Here is a 15,898-nt window from a genome sequence, read left to right on the forward strand (position 1 = left end):
ACTTCCTCATCGAGCGACCTCGACCCGTCATTTCCGCAGAGAGATCTTCGTCGCCCGCGCGAGGCCGTCGCCCAGGTTCACGTAGATCCAGTAATCGCCTCCGACGTAGCCCTTCGTCGACAGGTTGTAGATGTACTGCCCGCTGTCGTGGCGGAAGAGCGTCCCGGTGTCCGGGACGGTCTCGGTGACGTCCTCGAGAGCCGTGCCGGTCGGCTCGTTACCCACCCTGAACACCGCGATCGCGGCGCGAAGCTCCGTGACCCCGGCGCTGGCGCCGTCGAGCGTGAACTTCACCGGGATGGTGCTGCCCGCCTTGAACGCGCTGTTGTTCTCGCGTCCGATCGGCTGCAGGAGGCCGGACCAGCTGAACTGGACCCACACGTCGAAGCTCGCGTGGCCGGTGTTGCCGGCGCCGTCCGTCGCGGCGCACGTGACCACCGTGACGCCCGGAGCGAACGTGCTCCCCGAGGCCTGGGTGCAGCTCGCCTTCGAGACTCCGGACACGAGGTCAGTCGCATAGACGTCCGCGTAGGCGACCACCGCGCCGGTCGCCGCGGTCGCCTCCACGACCAGGTCCGGCGGCGCGGAGATGGCGGGCGGGGTGGTGTCGCGGACGGTGACGGTGAACGTCGCGGGAGCGGAGTTCCCCGCTCGGTCCGTCGCGGTGCAGCTCACGGGCGTCGCGCCGAGCGCGAACGTCGACCCGGACGCGGGCGAGCAGCTCGCAACGACGGTACCGTCCACGAGGTCGGCCGCGTCGACGACGCCGTAGGTCACCACCGCGCCGTTGGGGCCGGTCGCCTCGACCACGGGGGCTGGCAGCGCACCGAAGATGGGCGGCGTCGTGTCGCGGACGGTGACGGTGAACTTCGCGGTCGCGGAGTTCGTGGCGCGGTCCGCGGCGGTGCAGGTGACCTCGGTCTTCCCGAGCGCGAACGTCGTGTTCGACGCGGGCGTGCAGGTGGCGGTGACCTCGCCGTCGACGACGTCCGTCGCCTTCACTGCGCCGTAGTCGACGAGGGCGCCGCCCGGGCCGGTCGCCTCGACGACGGGCGCCGGGAGCGCTCCGAATGCGGGCGGGGTGGTGTCGCGGACGGTGACCGTGAACGTCGCGGCCGCGGAGTTCGTCGCGCGGTCGGTCGCGGTGCAGGTGACCTGCGTCCGTCCGACCGCGAACGTCGTGCCCGATCCGGGGGTGCACGTCGCGGTGATCTCTCCGTCGACCAGGTCGGTGGCCTTCACCGTGCCGAAGTCGACGACCGCGCCGGCCGGACCGGTCGCCTCGACCACGGGCGCGGGCAGCGCGCCGAAGGCGGGTGGGGTCGTGTCCCGGACGGTGACGGTGAACCTCGCGGTGGCGGCGTTCGTGGCGTGGTCGGCGGCCGTGCAGGTGACCTCGGTGTTGCCCACCGCGAACGTGGTCCCGGAGGCCGGGACGCACGTCGCGGTGATCTCGCCGTCGACGGCGTCCGTGGCCTTCACCGCGCCGAAGTCGACGGCGGCGCCGTCCGGGCCGGTCGCCTCGACGACCGGGGCCGGGAGCACGCCGAAGGTGGGCCTGGTCGTGTCGCGGACCGTGATCGTGAAGGAGGCCGTCCCGGTGTTCCCGGCGGCGTCGTTCGCGCGGCAGGTCACGGTCGTCGTCGCGAGCGCGAAGGTGCCACCGGACGGAGGGGTGCAGGTGACCGGGACGGAGCCGCTGACGTCGTCCGTCGCGGAGGAGGAGAACGTCACGAGGGCGCCATCGCGCGAGGCCGCCTCGACCGTCATGTCGCCCGGTACGGTGACGACGGGCGGCGTCGTGTCCGACCGCGCGGTGACCGTGAAGCCCAGCGTCTTGGCGTCGCTGCACGGATCGTTCTTGTCGGAGCACACGACCGCCGGGTTCGCGGAGGTGCCCGCCACGCCGATCGTGATCGTGCCCGACGCGGGGGCGGCTGCCCGCACCGCGAACGGAAACGTCACGTCCGCGCCGGCGCCGAGGTCGAACGGCGGAGGGATCGCGGAGGCGCCCTCCAGCCCGGCCGGGAGGGCGACGGACACCTGGACGTTCCTGAACGGCGCGTCCTTCTTCGTGCTGATGCGGAACGTGAACGTCTGGACGTCGCCGACGACGAGCGAGAGCGACCCCGGCAGCCCCGTGACCTGCAGCACCGCACCGTCCGTGAATCCAACGTCCGCCGTCAGCCCCGACGACGCGCCCACCGCGTGCAGCGTGAAGCTCGCCCCGAGATCGCGCGGCTCGACGAGCAGCGTCGTGAAGTCCCACACCTCGCCGCGGTCGTTCGCGACCGACGTGAACACGCGCGGGACGTGCTGGAGCGGCTCCTCGTCGATCAGCAGCAGCACCGTCTCCCCCGGCGCGAACCCGGCGCCGCTCACGTACACGGTGTCTCCCGGCAGGTAGTCGGGGCGGTCCGTCGTCACGGTCGCGACCGCCAGGCCCGCCGGCGCTGGACCGATGGTGTCCGTCCGCGGGTCGTAGACCTCGTCCGTCGTGACCGGCACCGCTCCGTCGCGGCCGCCGCGGACGAGCACGCGCCCGTCGGCGAGCGCGATGGCCTGATGCTGCTGGCGCGGCGCCGCGAGCGTCGCGGCGCTCGGGCGGAACCCGTTCAGCAGCGGATCGAAGAGCTCGATCGAGCCGATCGCCCCGGCGCCGTCGTTCCCGCCGATCACCACGATCCGGCCGTCGTAGAGCGAGGTCGCGGAGTGGTAGGCCCGGGGCACGCCGAGCGCCCCAGCCGGCGAGCCCGCCGCGTCGAGCGGCGCGTACGTCAGCGTGGCGCCGGTGGGCGTGCCGTCCGCGCCGGTGCCGCCGATCACCACGACGGTCTGGTCCGGCAGGAGCGCGGATGCGTGCCCCGGTCCACCCGCATCCTGCGCCTGCACCGACGTCGTCGAGACGAGCACGGCGAGTGCGAACAGAGACGATCGTGACATGGCCCCCCCAGGACGCGTCGATCGCTGCGTATTCGAGATCCGCCAGGAGGCGGAACCCACGTGTGTCGGGAGCCTACCCGTGCTGACACGAGCGCCGTCAGTCACACGAGCGCCTGACAACACGCACGGGTGCCCACGTCGCGGACGGGAGGAGCTGCCGCTTCGCCGCACCCCGCGTGGGGAGCTGTCACCCACCGTGCAGAGGTCACGCGGGGCCGCAGGGCCGGCGATCGCGCGCCCCGCCGCGATCCCGCGGGACTCGAGGCCCGGGCGCTAGACTCACCCGGTGCCGGCGCCGCACCACGTGCTCCTCGTCCCCGGCTTCTTCGGGTTCGCGAACCTCGGCGACTTCGCCTACTTCGCGCACGTGAAGGATCTCCTCGCGGAGATCGGGCCGGACCAGGGGCTCGACGGCGAGATCCGCGTCATCAAGACCGCTCCGACGGCGACGCTCTCCCGCCGCGCCGCGCTCCTCGCGGAGGCGATGACGGACCTGCTCGAGCGCGCCGGCGGCGAGATCTCCATCGTCGGGCACTCGAGCGGCGGCCTCGACGCGCGGCTGGTCGTGTCGCCCGACGTGAAGCTCCCGACCGACGTCGACGTCGAGTCGTGCGCGCGAGCCGTCCACAGCGTCGTCACGGTGTCGGCGCCGCACTACGGCACGCCGGTCGCGCATTTCTTCAACAACCTGCTCGGCCAGCAGCTGCTCCGCATCCTGTCCCTCGCGACCATCTACTCGATCCGCGCGGGCCGGCTGCCGATGAGCGCGGTGCTCCGGCTCGCGGGGATCGTGCGGCGGCCGCGGGTGGCGCCGAAGGGCGTCGTCGACCAGCTCTTCGGGCAGCTCCTCGCCGACTTCTCCCGGGAGCGCCGCCACCGCCTCGAGCGGTTCTTCGAGAGCCTCGGGCAGGATCAGGATCTCGTGGGGCAGATCACGCCCGCCGGCATGGACGTGTTCAACGCCTCGACGGAGGACCGCCCCGGGGTCCGCTACGGCTGCGTCGTCAGCCAGGCGCGGCCGCCCGGCCTCCGCTCCGCGATCGGCGCGGGGCTCTCGCCTTACGGGCAGGCCACGCACGCGCTCTACGTCGGGCTGTACCGCGTCGCGTCGGGGACGCCGCGGAAGAAGGAGCCGCCCCTCACGCTCCAGCAGGCGTACCCGCTGCGGCTCGCGTACGGGCGGCTCCCGGACGCCCGCGCGAACGACGGGATGGTCCCGACCCGGAGCCAGGTCTGGGGCGAGGTGATCCGGGCGGTCTGGGCCGACCACCTCGACGTGATCGGACACTTCAACCTCCCGACGCACGTGCCGCCGCACTTCGACTGGCTCACCTCGGGGACGGGGTTCACGCGCGCGCAGTTCGAGGAGCTCTGGACGGCCGTCGCCGCCTACCTCGGGAGCGGCGCGACGAGACGCGGCCCCGCGCTCGTCCGGTGACGTTCGCTCCACGGTCCGCCGCCGTGGCGCGCGGCGAATCCCCCGATTACGCCAGGTGGCGGATCCCCGACTCCGAGGCCGCCATGCCCCACCTCCAGTTCGAGCTCAACTTCACGCCCACGCCCGAGCAGAAGGCCCGCTTCGGGAAGGCCGTGGTCCGGCACTTCTCGACGATCATGGACACCGGCACCGACCACATCGCGATCACGCTCCGCTGCTACGGGCGCGACGACCTCGTGTTCGGCCGCGCCGTGGATCCGGCGAAGGGGATCGCCATCCTGAACGCCGACATCCGGCTGGGCCGGACGAAGGACCAGAAGCGCCGGCTCGCGCTCGCGATCATCGACGAGCTGAACGAGGCGTTCGGCGTGCCGAAGAAGGCGGTGTACGTCGTGTACACGGAGCACGACGGCGAGCACTTCCAGCTCGAGGAGAAGGTGCTGCCGTCGTGGTCGGAGGGGGAGGATCCGCTCGCGGGCGGGAAGCGCTGACGCCCGGGCCGCCGCGAGGGGCGGGCGCGGCGCTCACCAGAACTTCCACCAGGGCCTCCGCGTGGCGCGCTGCGGCTTCGGCGCGGGCGGGTGCGGGGGCGGATCGAACACCAGCCCCTCCTCCGCGAACCCGTCCGCGGCGTTCGCCGCCGCCTCGTCGTAGTCCCCCTCCCGACCCGGGACGGGGCGGACCGTCTTCCCGTCGAGGTCGATCCAGATGGCCTCCCACGACTCGCACGGCCAGATCGCCGGCGGGTTCACGAGCGGCGCCTCGTCGAAGCGGCCCTCGAACCTCACCACGTGCTTCCGGACGTCGCGGGGGAGATCCTCGAGGCGCGCCGGGCTCGACGGCTTCGCCGAGAGCCGGTACGGGCCGGCGATCCAGTTCTCGGTGACGTGCTCGTAGTCGTAGAGGCCGCGCGGCGCGCCGGTGAGCTCGTCGGCCTCCTCGAAGTGGTACGCGCACGCGAGGCAGGCGCCGCTGGCGTGGAGGCGCTCGATGAGCGCAGCGTCCGGCGCGGCGACGCGGACCGCGACGGTCCCCGCGGCCGGCACGCGCGCCGCGCTCCCCGCCGCGAGCTCGGCCGCGACCGGACCCTCGTCGCGGAGGTGGAAGATCGCCGCCTGGAGCAGGCTGGCGCTCACGCCGTGCTGCGTCTCGTGCTTCCAGCCGGGCAGCGGCGCGACGCGCAGCGCCTCGCCGCGGACCGGCAGCGCCTCGAGCGGCGCGAAGCCGTCCTCGCCGAGGTACGCGTCCGTCGGGACGGCGCCGGACTCGCCGGTCTGGAACAACGCCACGTGCCCGTCCCGGTCCACCGCGAACCAGGCGGTGTCCATGCTGTGCGCGGCGGGGAAGTCGGGGCGATCGCTCATGGCGGGGGTCCTCCGCAGGGGACGAGCGGCGCGACCGCGAGCGCGGCGCGGAGCGCGCGGTGGGTCATGGCCTGGAGCGGCGCGCGGCTCCGGGTGTACGAGCAGGCGGCGACGGTCCCGTCCGCGGCGAGCGAGGCGAAGCGCGGGCTCGGGGCGCAGCCGCCGAGGCACGTCGCCGACTGGAACGGGCCGCCCGCCGCGGCGGCGAGCTCGGCGGGGGAGGGCGTGTCGTCCGGGCGCATGGGCAGCCAGACGATCCGGTCCTCGCCGATGCCGGCGGCGCGGAGGGCCGCGCCGGCGGCGCGCGCCGCGGCGAGGCCGGAGCGCCGCACGAGCACGTTCACGCCGCCCCGGATCCCGCGCGCCTCGAGCGCGGCCACCTGCCGGATCGCGCGCGCGACCTCGGCGCCATCGCCGGGGTGGTGGATCGAGACGTGGACCTTCTCGGGCGCGGCCGCCGCGAGGGCGCCGAGCGCCGTGTCGAGGAGGAGCCCGCTCGTGGTGATCGAGCGGAAGAGGCGGCCGCGCGTCGCGGCGAGCACCGCGCCGAGGTGCGGGTACTCGAGCGGCTCGCCGCCGCCGAACGAGATCGCGCGCGTGCCGTGCGCGGCGCAGTCCAGCGCGAGGGCGATCACGTCCTCCGGAGCCCACGCGCGCGTCCCGTCGGGCCGCGCGCGGGCGTAGCAGAAGGCGCACGCCTTCGCGCAGCGGTCGGTGAGCTCGAGCGAGAGCCGCTCCATGCCCGGCATCGTAGCAGCGCGCGCGGTCGCGGAGCGCGGCGCCGTGAGCTACGCGGGCGGGGTCCCGTCCCGCCGGAGGTTGCCGCGCCCCGTCGGCCACAGCAGGCGCGCGCCCGCGCTGTGCGGGATCCGGAACGCGACGACGCCCGACTGCGCGGTGCCGAGGAAGACGTACACGTCGCCGCCCGGCGCGAGGCGCGCCACCGTCGGCGCGCCGAGCCCGCCGTTCCAGTCGCCCGCCGGGAACGACGGCGGGAGGTCCACCGCGTAGGCGAGGCGGCCGAGCGCGTCGAGGACGTACAGCTTCCCCGTCGCGCCGCTCGCGACGTCGGGCCAGGAAGCGAAGATCACCTCCGCCTGGCCGTCGCCGTCGAGGTCCACCACCGCCGGCTCGCTCGCGAACCGGATCGCGCCAGGGCCCGGCACGGTGAACGGCCACGCGCCGTGCTCCTTCCGGTCCGGACCGAACGCGTGCACCTTCCCGTCCCAGGAGGCGAAGAGGATCTCCTTCTTCCCGTCGCCGTCCAGGTCCGCGAGGACCGCGTTCGGGAGCGCCGGGAAGATCACCGCGTCGTCCTGCGAGCGCGGGCCGGCGTCGGCGCGCGGGGAGGGGATCACCGTCCAGTCGTACGCCGCCGTCTTCCAGCGGCTCCGGTCGCGGTTCAGGACGAACGGCATGTGGTACAGGCTGCGGTACGGGTCGGAGCCGCAGTCGTAGACGTCCCCGACGACCACGATCTCCTTCGTGCCCTCGCCGTCGAGGTCGCCGATGGCCGGCGCCGACATCGCGAAGTTGGGCCGGTGCTCGGTCCCGCAGAGCGCGTAGCCGCGGAGATCGACGGCGTCGTCCACGTGCACACCGACCTCCGCCCAGACCGCGCGCGGCGCGTACCGCGCGTTCACGCCGAGCTGGTTCCCGAGCCGGTCGAGCGCGGTGACGTAGTGCGTGTCGGTCGGCGCGACGATCTCCCGGGTGCCGTCGCCGTCGAGGTCCGCGATCGCGAGGTTCTGGTTGTACATCCCCCAGCCGTTGCCGGGCTCGCCGGCGCGGCGCGCGGGGAAGCCGGGGAGGAGGACGCCCGCGGCCGAGTAGGCCGCGACCTGCTCGGTGTCGCCTCCGCTCGCCCGGCCGACGACGATCTCGAGCTTGCCGTCGCCGTCGAGGTCGGCGACGGCGACGCTCCGGAGCTCCCCGGCGCCGAACGGGTTGCGGCTCCAGCGGACCTGCCCGTCGGGCCCGTAGACCGTGAGGAGATCGCCGTTGCGCCCGACGACGATCTCCGGCTTCCCGTCGCCGTCGAGATCGGCCACCGCGATGGGCGCCCAGACGCGGCCGGAGCCCGGCGCGCGCCAGAGGAGCGCGCCGTCCGACGCGCGGAGCGCGACGACGTCGGACGCGCCCCAGACGACCTCGGGGACGCCGTCGCCGTCGAGATCGGCCAGCGCGGGCGAGGCGTACCAGCCGGTCTGGCACCACGACTCGAAGCACCCGCCGCGCGCCCAGAGCAGCTCGGGGGCGCCGTACGCGACCGGCCCCGCGGACGGTGTGCGGACGGTCGACGAGGAGCAGGCGGCCGCGAGGAGCACGGCACAGGCGAGCGGGCGAGCGTTGGGCATGCGGGCCTCCGGTCGAGGGTACCGGAAGGGAACCCTCGGCGGGGCGCCCGCCTTCCCGGACGTCTCCCCGGCAGGGCCCTCCAGCGAGCGGGCGCCCGGTGGCTCACGGCCGCGCGCGGAACGTCCGGGCTCCGAGCGCGAACCCCATCGCGCCGAACGCCAGGAGGACGAGGCATGGCCGCGCGAGCTCCGCCGCGCCGAAGCCGCGCCAGATCGCGCCCTCCAGCGCGAGGATTCCCCAGCGGACGGGGCTCACCGCGCCCACGGCCTGCATCCACCCCGGGAGGATGAAGAGCGGGATCATGCCGCCACCGAAGAGCGCGAGCGGCATCATGAGGGCCCAGCCCAGCCCGCCCGCGGCCTGCTCGTCCCGGCCCGCCGCGGCGACGGCCATCATGATCCCGACGAAGCAGGCGTCGACGCACACCGCGGCGACCGCGAGGAGCGGCCACGACGCGGGACGCATCCCGAGGCCGCGGCCCGCGGCGAGGAGGGCGGCCTCGAGCGCGGCGATCGTGACGAAGCACGCGAGCGCCTTCCCCGCGAGGACGTGCGCGGCAGAGAGCGGCGCGACCTGGAGGCGCGCGAGGGTGCCGCGCGTCCGCTCGCCGACGAGGCTCTGCGCGAACCCCAGCGCGCAGCCGATCACGCCCCAGAGGATGCCCTGCGGGAACGTGAAGTCGAAGGCGTTCCCGGGGCGCGCCTCGCGGGCCTCGAGCGCGCGGCGGGCGATCGCCACCGGCTGGAAGGCGGGGCGCGCCGACGGCGCTCCCGCCGGCGCCGCGGGGCGCGCGTCGAGGAAGGTCCCCAGCTCCCGGAGCAACCGCTCGAGGGACGCGCGATCCTGCCGATCCGCGGGCGCCGCGCGGAGGTCCGCGAGGGAGCGGTCCACGAGCGCCCGCGCCCGCGCGTCGTCGGTGAAGATCTCCGAGATCGTCCCGAACGCGGCGCCGGTGAGGACCCCCTCGAGCATCGCGGCCTCGGCCTTGCGGCTCGGATCGACGAGCAGCTCGAGCCGGAGCGGCTGGCCGCGGAACAGCCGGTCCGCGGTGTCGCCGTAGCCGGCGGGCACGACGATCGCCGCGACGCGCTCGCCGCTCCGGACGAGCCGCTCCGCCTCCGCGCCGGCCGCCGGCACGAGCTCGAGGGCGGGCTCGGCGCGGAGCCGCGCGACGAGGCGCGCCGCCGCGGGCGAGCCGTCCTCGTCCACGATCGCGACCGTAATCGTGCCGTCCCCGCCGGCGCGGCCGCCGAAGACGAGGCCGAACAGCACCGCCATCAGGATCGGCCAGCCGAACGAGAAGAAGAGGTGCCCGCGGCTTCGCAGGAGGAGCACGAGGTCCTTGCGGGCGAGGGCCAGGACCGGGCGGAGGATCGGGTCGCGCGCGCTCATACGTCGCGGAGCCTCCGGCCGGTCAGCGACAGGAACACCGCCTCGAGATCGGCGCGCTCGACGTGGAAGTCCTCGATCGGGCGCGCGGCGGCGAGGCGCGCCAGCTCGCCGGCGGGATCGCGGGTCGGGATCCGGAGCGTCTCGCCGCCGGTCCGCGCGACGAGGACCGGATCGCCGCCGTGGGTGCGCAGGAGCTCCGGGACGGTCCCGAGCGCGAGGACGCGGCCGCGATCGAGGATCGCCACGCGATCGCAGAGCCGCGCCGCCTCCTCCATGTAGTGCGTGGTGTAGACGACGGTGAGGCCGGACCGGCGCAGCTCGGCGATCCGCTCGAGGATCGCGTTCCGCGACTGCGGATCCACGCCGACGGTCGGCTCGTCGAGCAGCAGGAGGCGCGGCCCGTGGACGAGGGCCGCGGCCAGGTTGAGCCGCCGCTTCATGCCCCCGGAGAAGGTCGCCGCGCGGTCCCTGCGCCGGTCGCCGAGGGCCGCGAGCGCGAGCGCCGCGTCGACGGCCGCCCCGAGGGCGGGACCGGAGAGCCCGTACATCTCGCCGAAGAACCGGAGGTTCTCCTCGGCGGTGAGCGCCTCGTAGATCGCGAGCGCCTGCGGGGCGAGGCCGATCGCGCGGCGGACGGCGGGGTCGCGCGGATCGCGCCCCTCGACCGTGACGCGGCCCGCGTCCGGCGCGAGCAGCCCGACGGCGAGGTGGACGGCGGTGGTCTTCCCGGCGCCGTTCGGCCCGAGCAGCCCGAGGATCTCGCCCGGCGCGACCGACAGCGATAGGCCGTCGAGGGCGACGGTCCGGCCGTACCGCTTGTGAACCGCGTCGAGCGCCAGCACGCGGGCATCCTACACCGCGCGGAGGCGCCCGAGCGGTCAGTGCGTCACAGGTGCCTCGGGGCCGCTCCCCGCGGGGACCTCGAGCTCGCCCGCCCGGCGTCGCAGCTCGCCGTTCCCGTGCCGCGCGATCCCGCGCTCCACCGCGCCGACCAGCCACGGCCGGAGATCCTTCGCCGCGATGATCCCGTCGAGCGAGCCGACCCGCCGCGCGCGCTCGACCGTGTGGACCGTGTCGAACTCCTCCGCGACCTCGCCCACCTTCTCCGAGCGGACCTGGGCGAGCACCTCGGCGAGCCGGGCCCGGGCCGGGCCGCCGCCGGTCGCGGCGGCCTTCTCCGCGTCGACGACCCGCGGGTCCTTGCGGGCGCGGGTCTCGACCTCCCGGGCGAAGACGACCGCGGCCGCAGGCGCGCCGCCGATCACCGACGCGCGCGCGCCCTCGACGGCGACCGCCTCCATGTCCTCGCGGAGCGCCTTCGAGAACACCACGAACGCGCCGCCGTGGTAGCGCGACACCACGCAGAACACGAGCGGTCCCCGGAAGCTCACCACCGCGCGGCCGATCTCGGCGCCGTACTCGAGCTGCAGGCGGCGCATCGACTCCGGCGAGCCGTCGAAGCCGGAGAGGTTCGCCAGGACCACCACGGGCCGGTTGCCGCTCGCGCCGTTGATCGCCCGCGCGATCTTCTTCGAGGACTGCGGGAAGAGGGTTCCGGCCGACCAGAGCTCCGGGCCGTCGGCGGGGACGAACTCGAGGCGCGGCAGCGGGCGCGATTCGATGCCGAGGAGGCAGACCGGCCAGCCGCCGAGGTGCGCATCCCAGACCACCGCGGTCTCGCCGCCGCGCACGTCGCGCCAGCGCTCGAGCGGCGCGTGGTCCTGGTCGACGGCGGCCGCCATGACCCGGCGGATGTCGAACGGCTTCTTCCGGTCCGGGTTCCGCTCGGCGCTGAACACGTCGCCGACCGTGGTGAACCCGGCGCCGCCCTCCGGCCCGTGCGGCGACGCGCGGACGTCGCGGGTCGCCGGATCCGTGGTCCTCGCCCGCCGCGGGAACCGCTCTCCGGGCGCCACGTAGGTGTGGTCGTAGTGCGCGAGGAGGATGCGGATCCCGTCGGCGAGGCTCGAGGCCCGGTACTGCGCCTGGCCGTTCGGGCCCATGATCCGGTCGTACCCGCCGATCCCGAGGTTGTCCTCGGCGGCGACCGACCCGGAGTACTCGAGGGCCTCCTTCCCGGTGAGCACCATCGCGGAGCCGGGCGTCATGACCAGGATCCCGCGGGTGTGCATCAGCATCGTGGCCTCGGCGTTCCAGTACGGCTGGGCGCCGACGTTGATGCCGGCGACGACCACGTTGATCTCGCCGCCATCTTGCGTGAACTCGATGATCCGGCGCAGCACCCGCGAGATCCAGTCCATGTTCTCCGTGCCGCTCTCCATCGAGATCTTCGCGCCGGCGGACACGGCGAACCACTCGAGGGGGACGCCGAGCCGCTCGGCGAGATCGATCGCGGCGGCGATGCGCCGGCACTCGGGCTCGGCGAGCGAGCCCATCGCCTTCGTCGGGTCGCCGAGCAGGACGACCCGCTGCATGCCCTCCGGGTAGCGATCCGTGAAGGTGCGCACCACGCCGGCCACGATGTTGGCCGTGTTCTTCCCCGCCGGGCGGATCACCGGCACGAGCGCGCCGGACGGATCGAGGTCGTGCTCGACGAACTCGCCGGGCGGGACGTCGGCCTGGGCGCCGCGGGGGGGCGCGAGCATCCGGACGAGCTCGAACGGGTGGGTGAGGCCGCGGCGCCGCAGCGCGATGACGCGCTGCTGGTACTCCTCGAGCGGCAGGATCGGCCGGTCGAGGGGCGGGTCGTAGCGGATGGAGAGCCCCTGGCCCGTCGTCGTGATCCGGACGAGCGTGTCCTCGAGGGCGCCCGTGCGCGGGTCGGGGATCCGCGCGGCGAGGATCACCATCTCGAGGCCGAGCCCCTGGGCCGCGGGCATGAGGCGCGTCGCGAGCCGGCGCAGCTCGTCGCGGGAGAGGAGGAACGGCGGCTCGAGCGTGAGGAGCACGCGGTTCCACTCGAGGCGCTGGTGCGGCGCGCGGGTCGCCTGGAAGCGCCGCATGCCCGCGAGCGCCTCGTGCAGCATCCGCTCGAGCTGCGGGAGCTGCACGACCTGCCCGGCCGGATCGCGGACCGGGGTGAGGTCGCGCACCTCCGCGACGGCGAAGAGGCGCTCGTCCTTCGGGTTCCCCTGCGCGACGCCGCGGTACAGGAACACGTCCTCGACGGACGGCAGCCGCTCGAGGTCGAATCGCGAGAGCCGCGAGAGCTGCATCCGCCGGAAGAGGAGCGGGTGGACCCCGCGGTACCGGCGCTCCTCCTCGAACCGCTCCGGTCCGCCGCGGAACGAGAGGTGCGCCTGGCTCTCCTGGCGCCCGAGGCCCCGGCCGGCGCGGGCGACGACGAACGACGCGCGGCGGAGGGGCCGACCGAAGCCGGCGCCGGCGAGCGCGGCGCGCAGCGGCTCGACGAGGGCGTCGGTCGGCTCCGCCGGCCCGTCGAACCAGAGGTAGAGCTCGGCGGTGACGTCCACGCCCGCCGGCACCTCCCTCGCGAGGCGCGCGAGGGCCCGCGCGAGCCTGGGCGCCTCGGAGGCGGGGGCGAACCCGGCGACCAGCCGGATCCGGCGCCCGTCCAGCTCGTACTCGGCGGTCGCGCAGGCGAGCCCTCCGACCTCGCGCGTCGCGACGCCCGTGAGGGAGCGGATCCGGTAGTAGCGGCGGAGCAGCGTCTCGACGAGGGCGGGCCGCACCGGCGCGTCCGCGGCAGCCATCCGGGCGACGAGCAGGGTCGCGAGCGGCTGCGGGCACGCGACGAGGCGCGCGAGGGCCTCCTCACGCTGCGCGCCGGGGCGCGACACGGCCGCCAGGTCCGACTCCGCCTGCGCGTACACGTCGGCCCGGACGCGCTCGAACGCGGGCCGGTCGAAGCGACGGTAGCGGAGCTCGCGCGCGAGATCCGCGATCGCGGGGGCGCGCTCCTCGCCGACGTCGGCGAGGCGGTCGAGGAGGCCGCGCGCAGCGTCGCCCTCGAACCCGGGCGGCGTGCCGCCGGCGGCGAGGCGGCGATCGAGGATCGCGACCACGGCCGCGACCGCGAGCTCCGCGCGCTCGTGCGCCTTCTGGATCCGCAGCAGCGCGATCTCCAGGGCGCGGCCGGGCGCGTCGAGCGAGACGCCGTAGTGGGCGAGGGCAGTCCGGAGCCGGGCGACGAACGCGGGGGACAGCCCTGCGCCGCGCGCCTCCGGCTCGTGCAGGTACCGCCACAGCTCTTCGAGGGGCGGCCGCGCCCCGGCGGCGGCGCCCGCCTCGGGCGCGCGGCGGAAGAGCACGAGCAGATCCGCGTACGCGGCGAGGACGTCCTCCTCCGCGCGGAGCGCGGCGGCGTCGTCGGCCGGGACGGCCCGCGCGCGCTCCGCGAGCGCGGCGGTGAGCCGGCGCGCGTCCGCGGGCGCGAGGTCGAACCCGAGCAGGAGCGCGCTCAGCTCGCCGAGCGCGGCGAGGTACGCGACGCCGGCGTCGGGCGGCGCCTCCACCGCGGGCGCGCCGAACGAGAGCGGTGCGCCCGCCTCGGCGGGCGCCTCGCTCGCGGGCTCGATCCGGAGCAGCGGCGCCCCGGCGTCGACCTGCGCGTTCGGCACCGTGAGCACCTCGCGCACCACGCCGTCCTCCGGGGCCGGCACGACGAGCTCCACCTTCATCGACTCGACGCGCGCGACGGGCTCGCCCTTCGAGACGAGCTGACCCGGCTCGACGGGCAGGGCCACGACGACCGCCGGGAGGGGCGAGACCACGAGCCCGGCGGGCTCGCGCTCGACCGCGTGCGGGATCCCCTCGACGTCCACGAGGAAACGCGCCCCCTCGGTGGCCACGAGCACCCGGACGCGGGTGCCGCCCACGTCGAGGCGGCGCTCGCGCTTCCCGAGCCGCTCGACGCGGACGTCGATGGCCGAGCCGCCGGACGCGACCCGGAACGCGTCGGGGCCGGTCTGCCGGACGTCGAGCCGGTGGCGGCGCCCCGCGAGGCGGAGGTCCACGGCGCGCCCGCTGGAAGGGCCGACGCGCGGCCGCCCGCGACGCGCCTCCGCGAGGAAGCGCGCGCGCTCGAGGTCGAGGTCCGCCTCGTACGCCTCGATGGCGGCCGCGAGGAGCGCGTGCCCGGGGCGCGGCACGACGAGCCGCTCTCCCGCGCCGGCGAGGCGCGGGAGCAGGCCGATCCCGGCCTCGCCCGCCCGGACCTCGGCCCGCTCGAGGAGCGCGAGGAGCCAGGCGCGGCTCGTGCCGGTGCCCGACACCAGCACGTCGGAGTCCGCGAGCGCCTGGGCGAGGCGGCGGAGCGCGGCGTCGCGATCCGGGCCGCGAGCCACGATCGTCGCGAGCGGCGCGTCGACGGGCGCCGGATCGCCCACCTCGACGGCCGCGGAGGCGCGGACGTCCGGGTCCGCGGGCAGCCGGAGCAGCACGACCTGGCCCGGCAGGGCCGAGGAGCCCTCGGGGTCGCGCGCCTCGATCCGGGCGGCCGCAGCGTGGCCGCCGGGCGCCATCGCCGCCGGGAGGGGGCCGCCCATCGCGAGGTGGAGCGCGAGCCGGACGAGGTCCACCGCGGCGGCGGCCTCGACGGCGGCCGCGGCGGCGGGAACCGGGTCGATCCCGACGAGGGCGAGCGTGCGCGCGCCGGGCTCGAGCAGCAGCTCCACCGCCGCGACGCCGACCACCCCGGCCGTCGCGGCCGCCCTCACCGCGAGCGCCCGCGCCGCGGCGTCGAGGTCCGCGCCGAGCGCCGGAGCGGGCGACTCCGCGAGCACTGCCACGCCGCCGCGACGGAGCGACGCGTCCGCCGTCCCGAGCGCCAGGGCGCCGCCGGAGCGGTCGCGCGCCACGACGACCTCCACCAGGCGGGACCGCGGATCGGGCGCCGCGCCGGGCACCTCGGCCCCGACCGCGGTGGCCACCTCGGCGAGCGCCCCGGGGCCGGCGAGGCGGGCGAGCGCCTCCGCGGGCCAGCCGAGGTGCAGGACGCCGAGGGTGTCGCACGACGCGGCGAAGACCGCGCGCGCCTCGAGCGACCCGACGCCGAGCCAAGCCGCCCCGGCGCGGGCGAGCCCGAGCGCGAGCTCGCGCGAGCCGTCGATGACGATCACCTCGTCGGCGTCGCGCGCGAACGCCGTGTCCCGCTCGCCGGGCGCGACCACGGCCACCGCCGCGCCGGCGCGCCCCGCGCGCGCGAGCTCCCGGACCGCGCGCAGCACCCGCCGCCCCTGCTCGCCGCGATCCAGCACCGCGATCCGCCCGATGCTCGCCGAACCGTCCATGGATGTCGCCGCCCCCGCGCTCGCCGGGCGACCGGGCCCGAGGCGGAGCGCGCCGTGGTTGTAGGGCCGCCGCGCACGGCTCGCACGGGTCGTTCGCGTGCGGTGCGCCCCGCGGTGACGCGCCGCTCGGCCGGACCGCCGCAGGGCCCCATCCGCGCCGGTCACCCCCCTCCGGCCGGGCCTACAGTCCC

At 75.8% G+C, this 15,898-nt stretch carries 9 protein-coding genes; 2 read left to right on the forward strand and 7 right to left on the reverse strand.

What is annotated here, in order from left to right; all coding sequences use genetic code 11:
* Positions 1-27 precede the first annotated feature (27 nt).
* Entirely contained in the window at positions 28-2,943 is a 2,916-nt protein-coding gene (locus AMOR_RS22200) for an HYR domain-containing protein (RefSeq protein WP_248354246.1), read from the reverse strand.
* 286 nt (positions 2,944-3,229) lie between these two features.
* On the opposite strand from AMOR_RS22200, the gene AMOR_RS22205 reads away from it, so the two are divergent.
* Positions 3,230-4,381: an esterase/lipase family protein gene (locus AMOR_RS22205; RefSeq protein WP_248354248.1), complete on the forward strand. Its 1,152-nt coding sequence runs from the start codon at positions 3,230-3,232 to the stop codon at positions 4,379-4,381.
* An 83-nt stretch (positions 4,382-4,464) separates the two neighbouring features.
* Positions 4,465-4,872: a tautomerase family protein gene (locus AMOR_RS22210; RefSeq protein WP_248354250.1), complete on the forward strand. Its 408-nt coding sequence runs from the start codon at positions 4,465-4,467 to the stop codon at positions 4,870-4,872.
* Between the two features lie 33 nt (positions 4,873-4,905).
* Here the strand turns inward: AMOR_RS22210 and AMOR_RS22215 are convergent, their stop codons facing one another.
* From AMOR_RS22215 to AMOR_RS22240, 6 genes are all read right to left on the reverse strand, one after another.
* A complete protein-coding gene (locus tag AMOR_RS22215) occupies positions 4,906-5,745 on the reverse strand; it encodes a hypothetical protein (RefSeq protein ID WP_248354252.1) in 840 nt (279 codons plus the stop codon).
* Positions 5,742-6,485, reverse strand: coding sequence for a radical SAM protein (locus tag AMOR_RS22220; RefSeq protein WP_248354254.1), 744 nt, complete (start codon positions 6,483-6,485; stop codon positions 5,742-5,744). The genes AMOR_RS22215 and AMOR_RS22220 overlap by 4 nt, the downstream gene beginning before the upstream one ends.
* A 48-nt stretch (positions 6,486-6,533) precedes the next feature.
* Positions 6,534-8,102, reverse strand: a complete 1,569-nt coding sequence (locus AMOR_RS22225; protein ID WP_248354255.1) for an FG-GAP repeat domain-containing protein — start codon at positions 8,100-8,102, stop codon at positions 6,534-6,536.
* Positions 8,103-8,205: 103 nt separating this feature from the next.
* Complete coding sequence (locus AMOR_RS22230; RefSeq protein ID WP_248354256.1) at positions 8,206-9,495, reverse strand: ABC transporter permease; 1,290 nt, start codon at positions 9,493-9,495, stop codon at positions 8,206-8,208.
* Complete coding sequence (locus tag AMOR_RS22235) at positions 9,492-10,337, reverse strand: ABC transporter ATP-binding protein (RefSeq protein WP_248354257.1); 846 nt, start codon at positions 10,335-10,337, stop codon at positions 9,492-9,494. The genes AMOR_RS22230 and AMOR_RS22235 overlap by 4 nt, the downstream gene beginning before the upstream one ends.
* 36 nt (positions 10,338-10,373) lie before the next feature.
* On the reverse strand, positions 10,374-15,707 hold the full coding sequence (locus AMOR_RS22240; protein ID WP_248354258.1) for a carboxyl transferase domain-containing protein: 5,334 nt from the start codon (positions 15,705-15,707) through the stop codon (positions 10,374-10,376).
* Positions 15,708-15,898: the final 191 nt, after the last annotated feature.

Source organism: Anaeromyxobacter oryzae, from assembly GCF_023169945.1.
In the GTDB taxonomy this organism is placed as follows: domain Bacteria; phylum Myxococcota; class Myxococcia; order Myxococcales; family Anaeromyxobacteraceae; genus Anaeromyxobacter; species Anaeromyxobacter oryzae.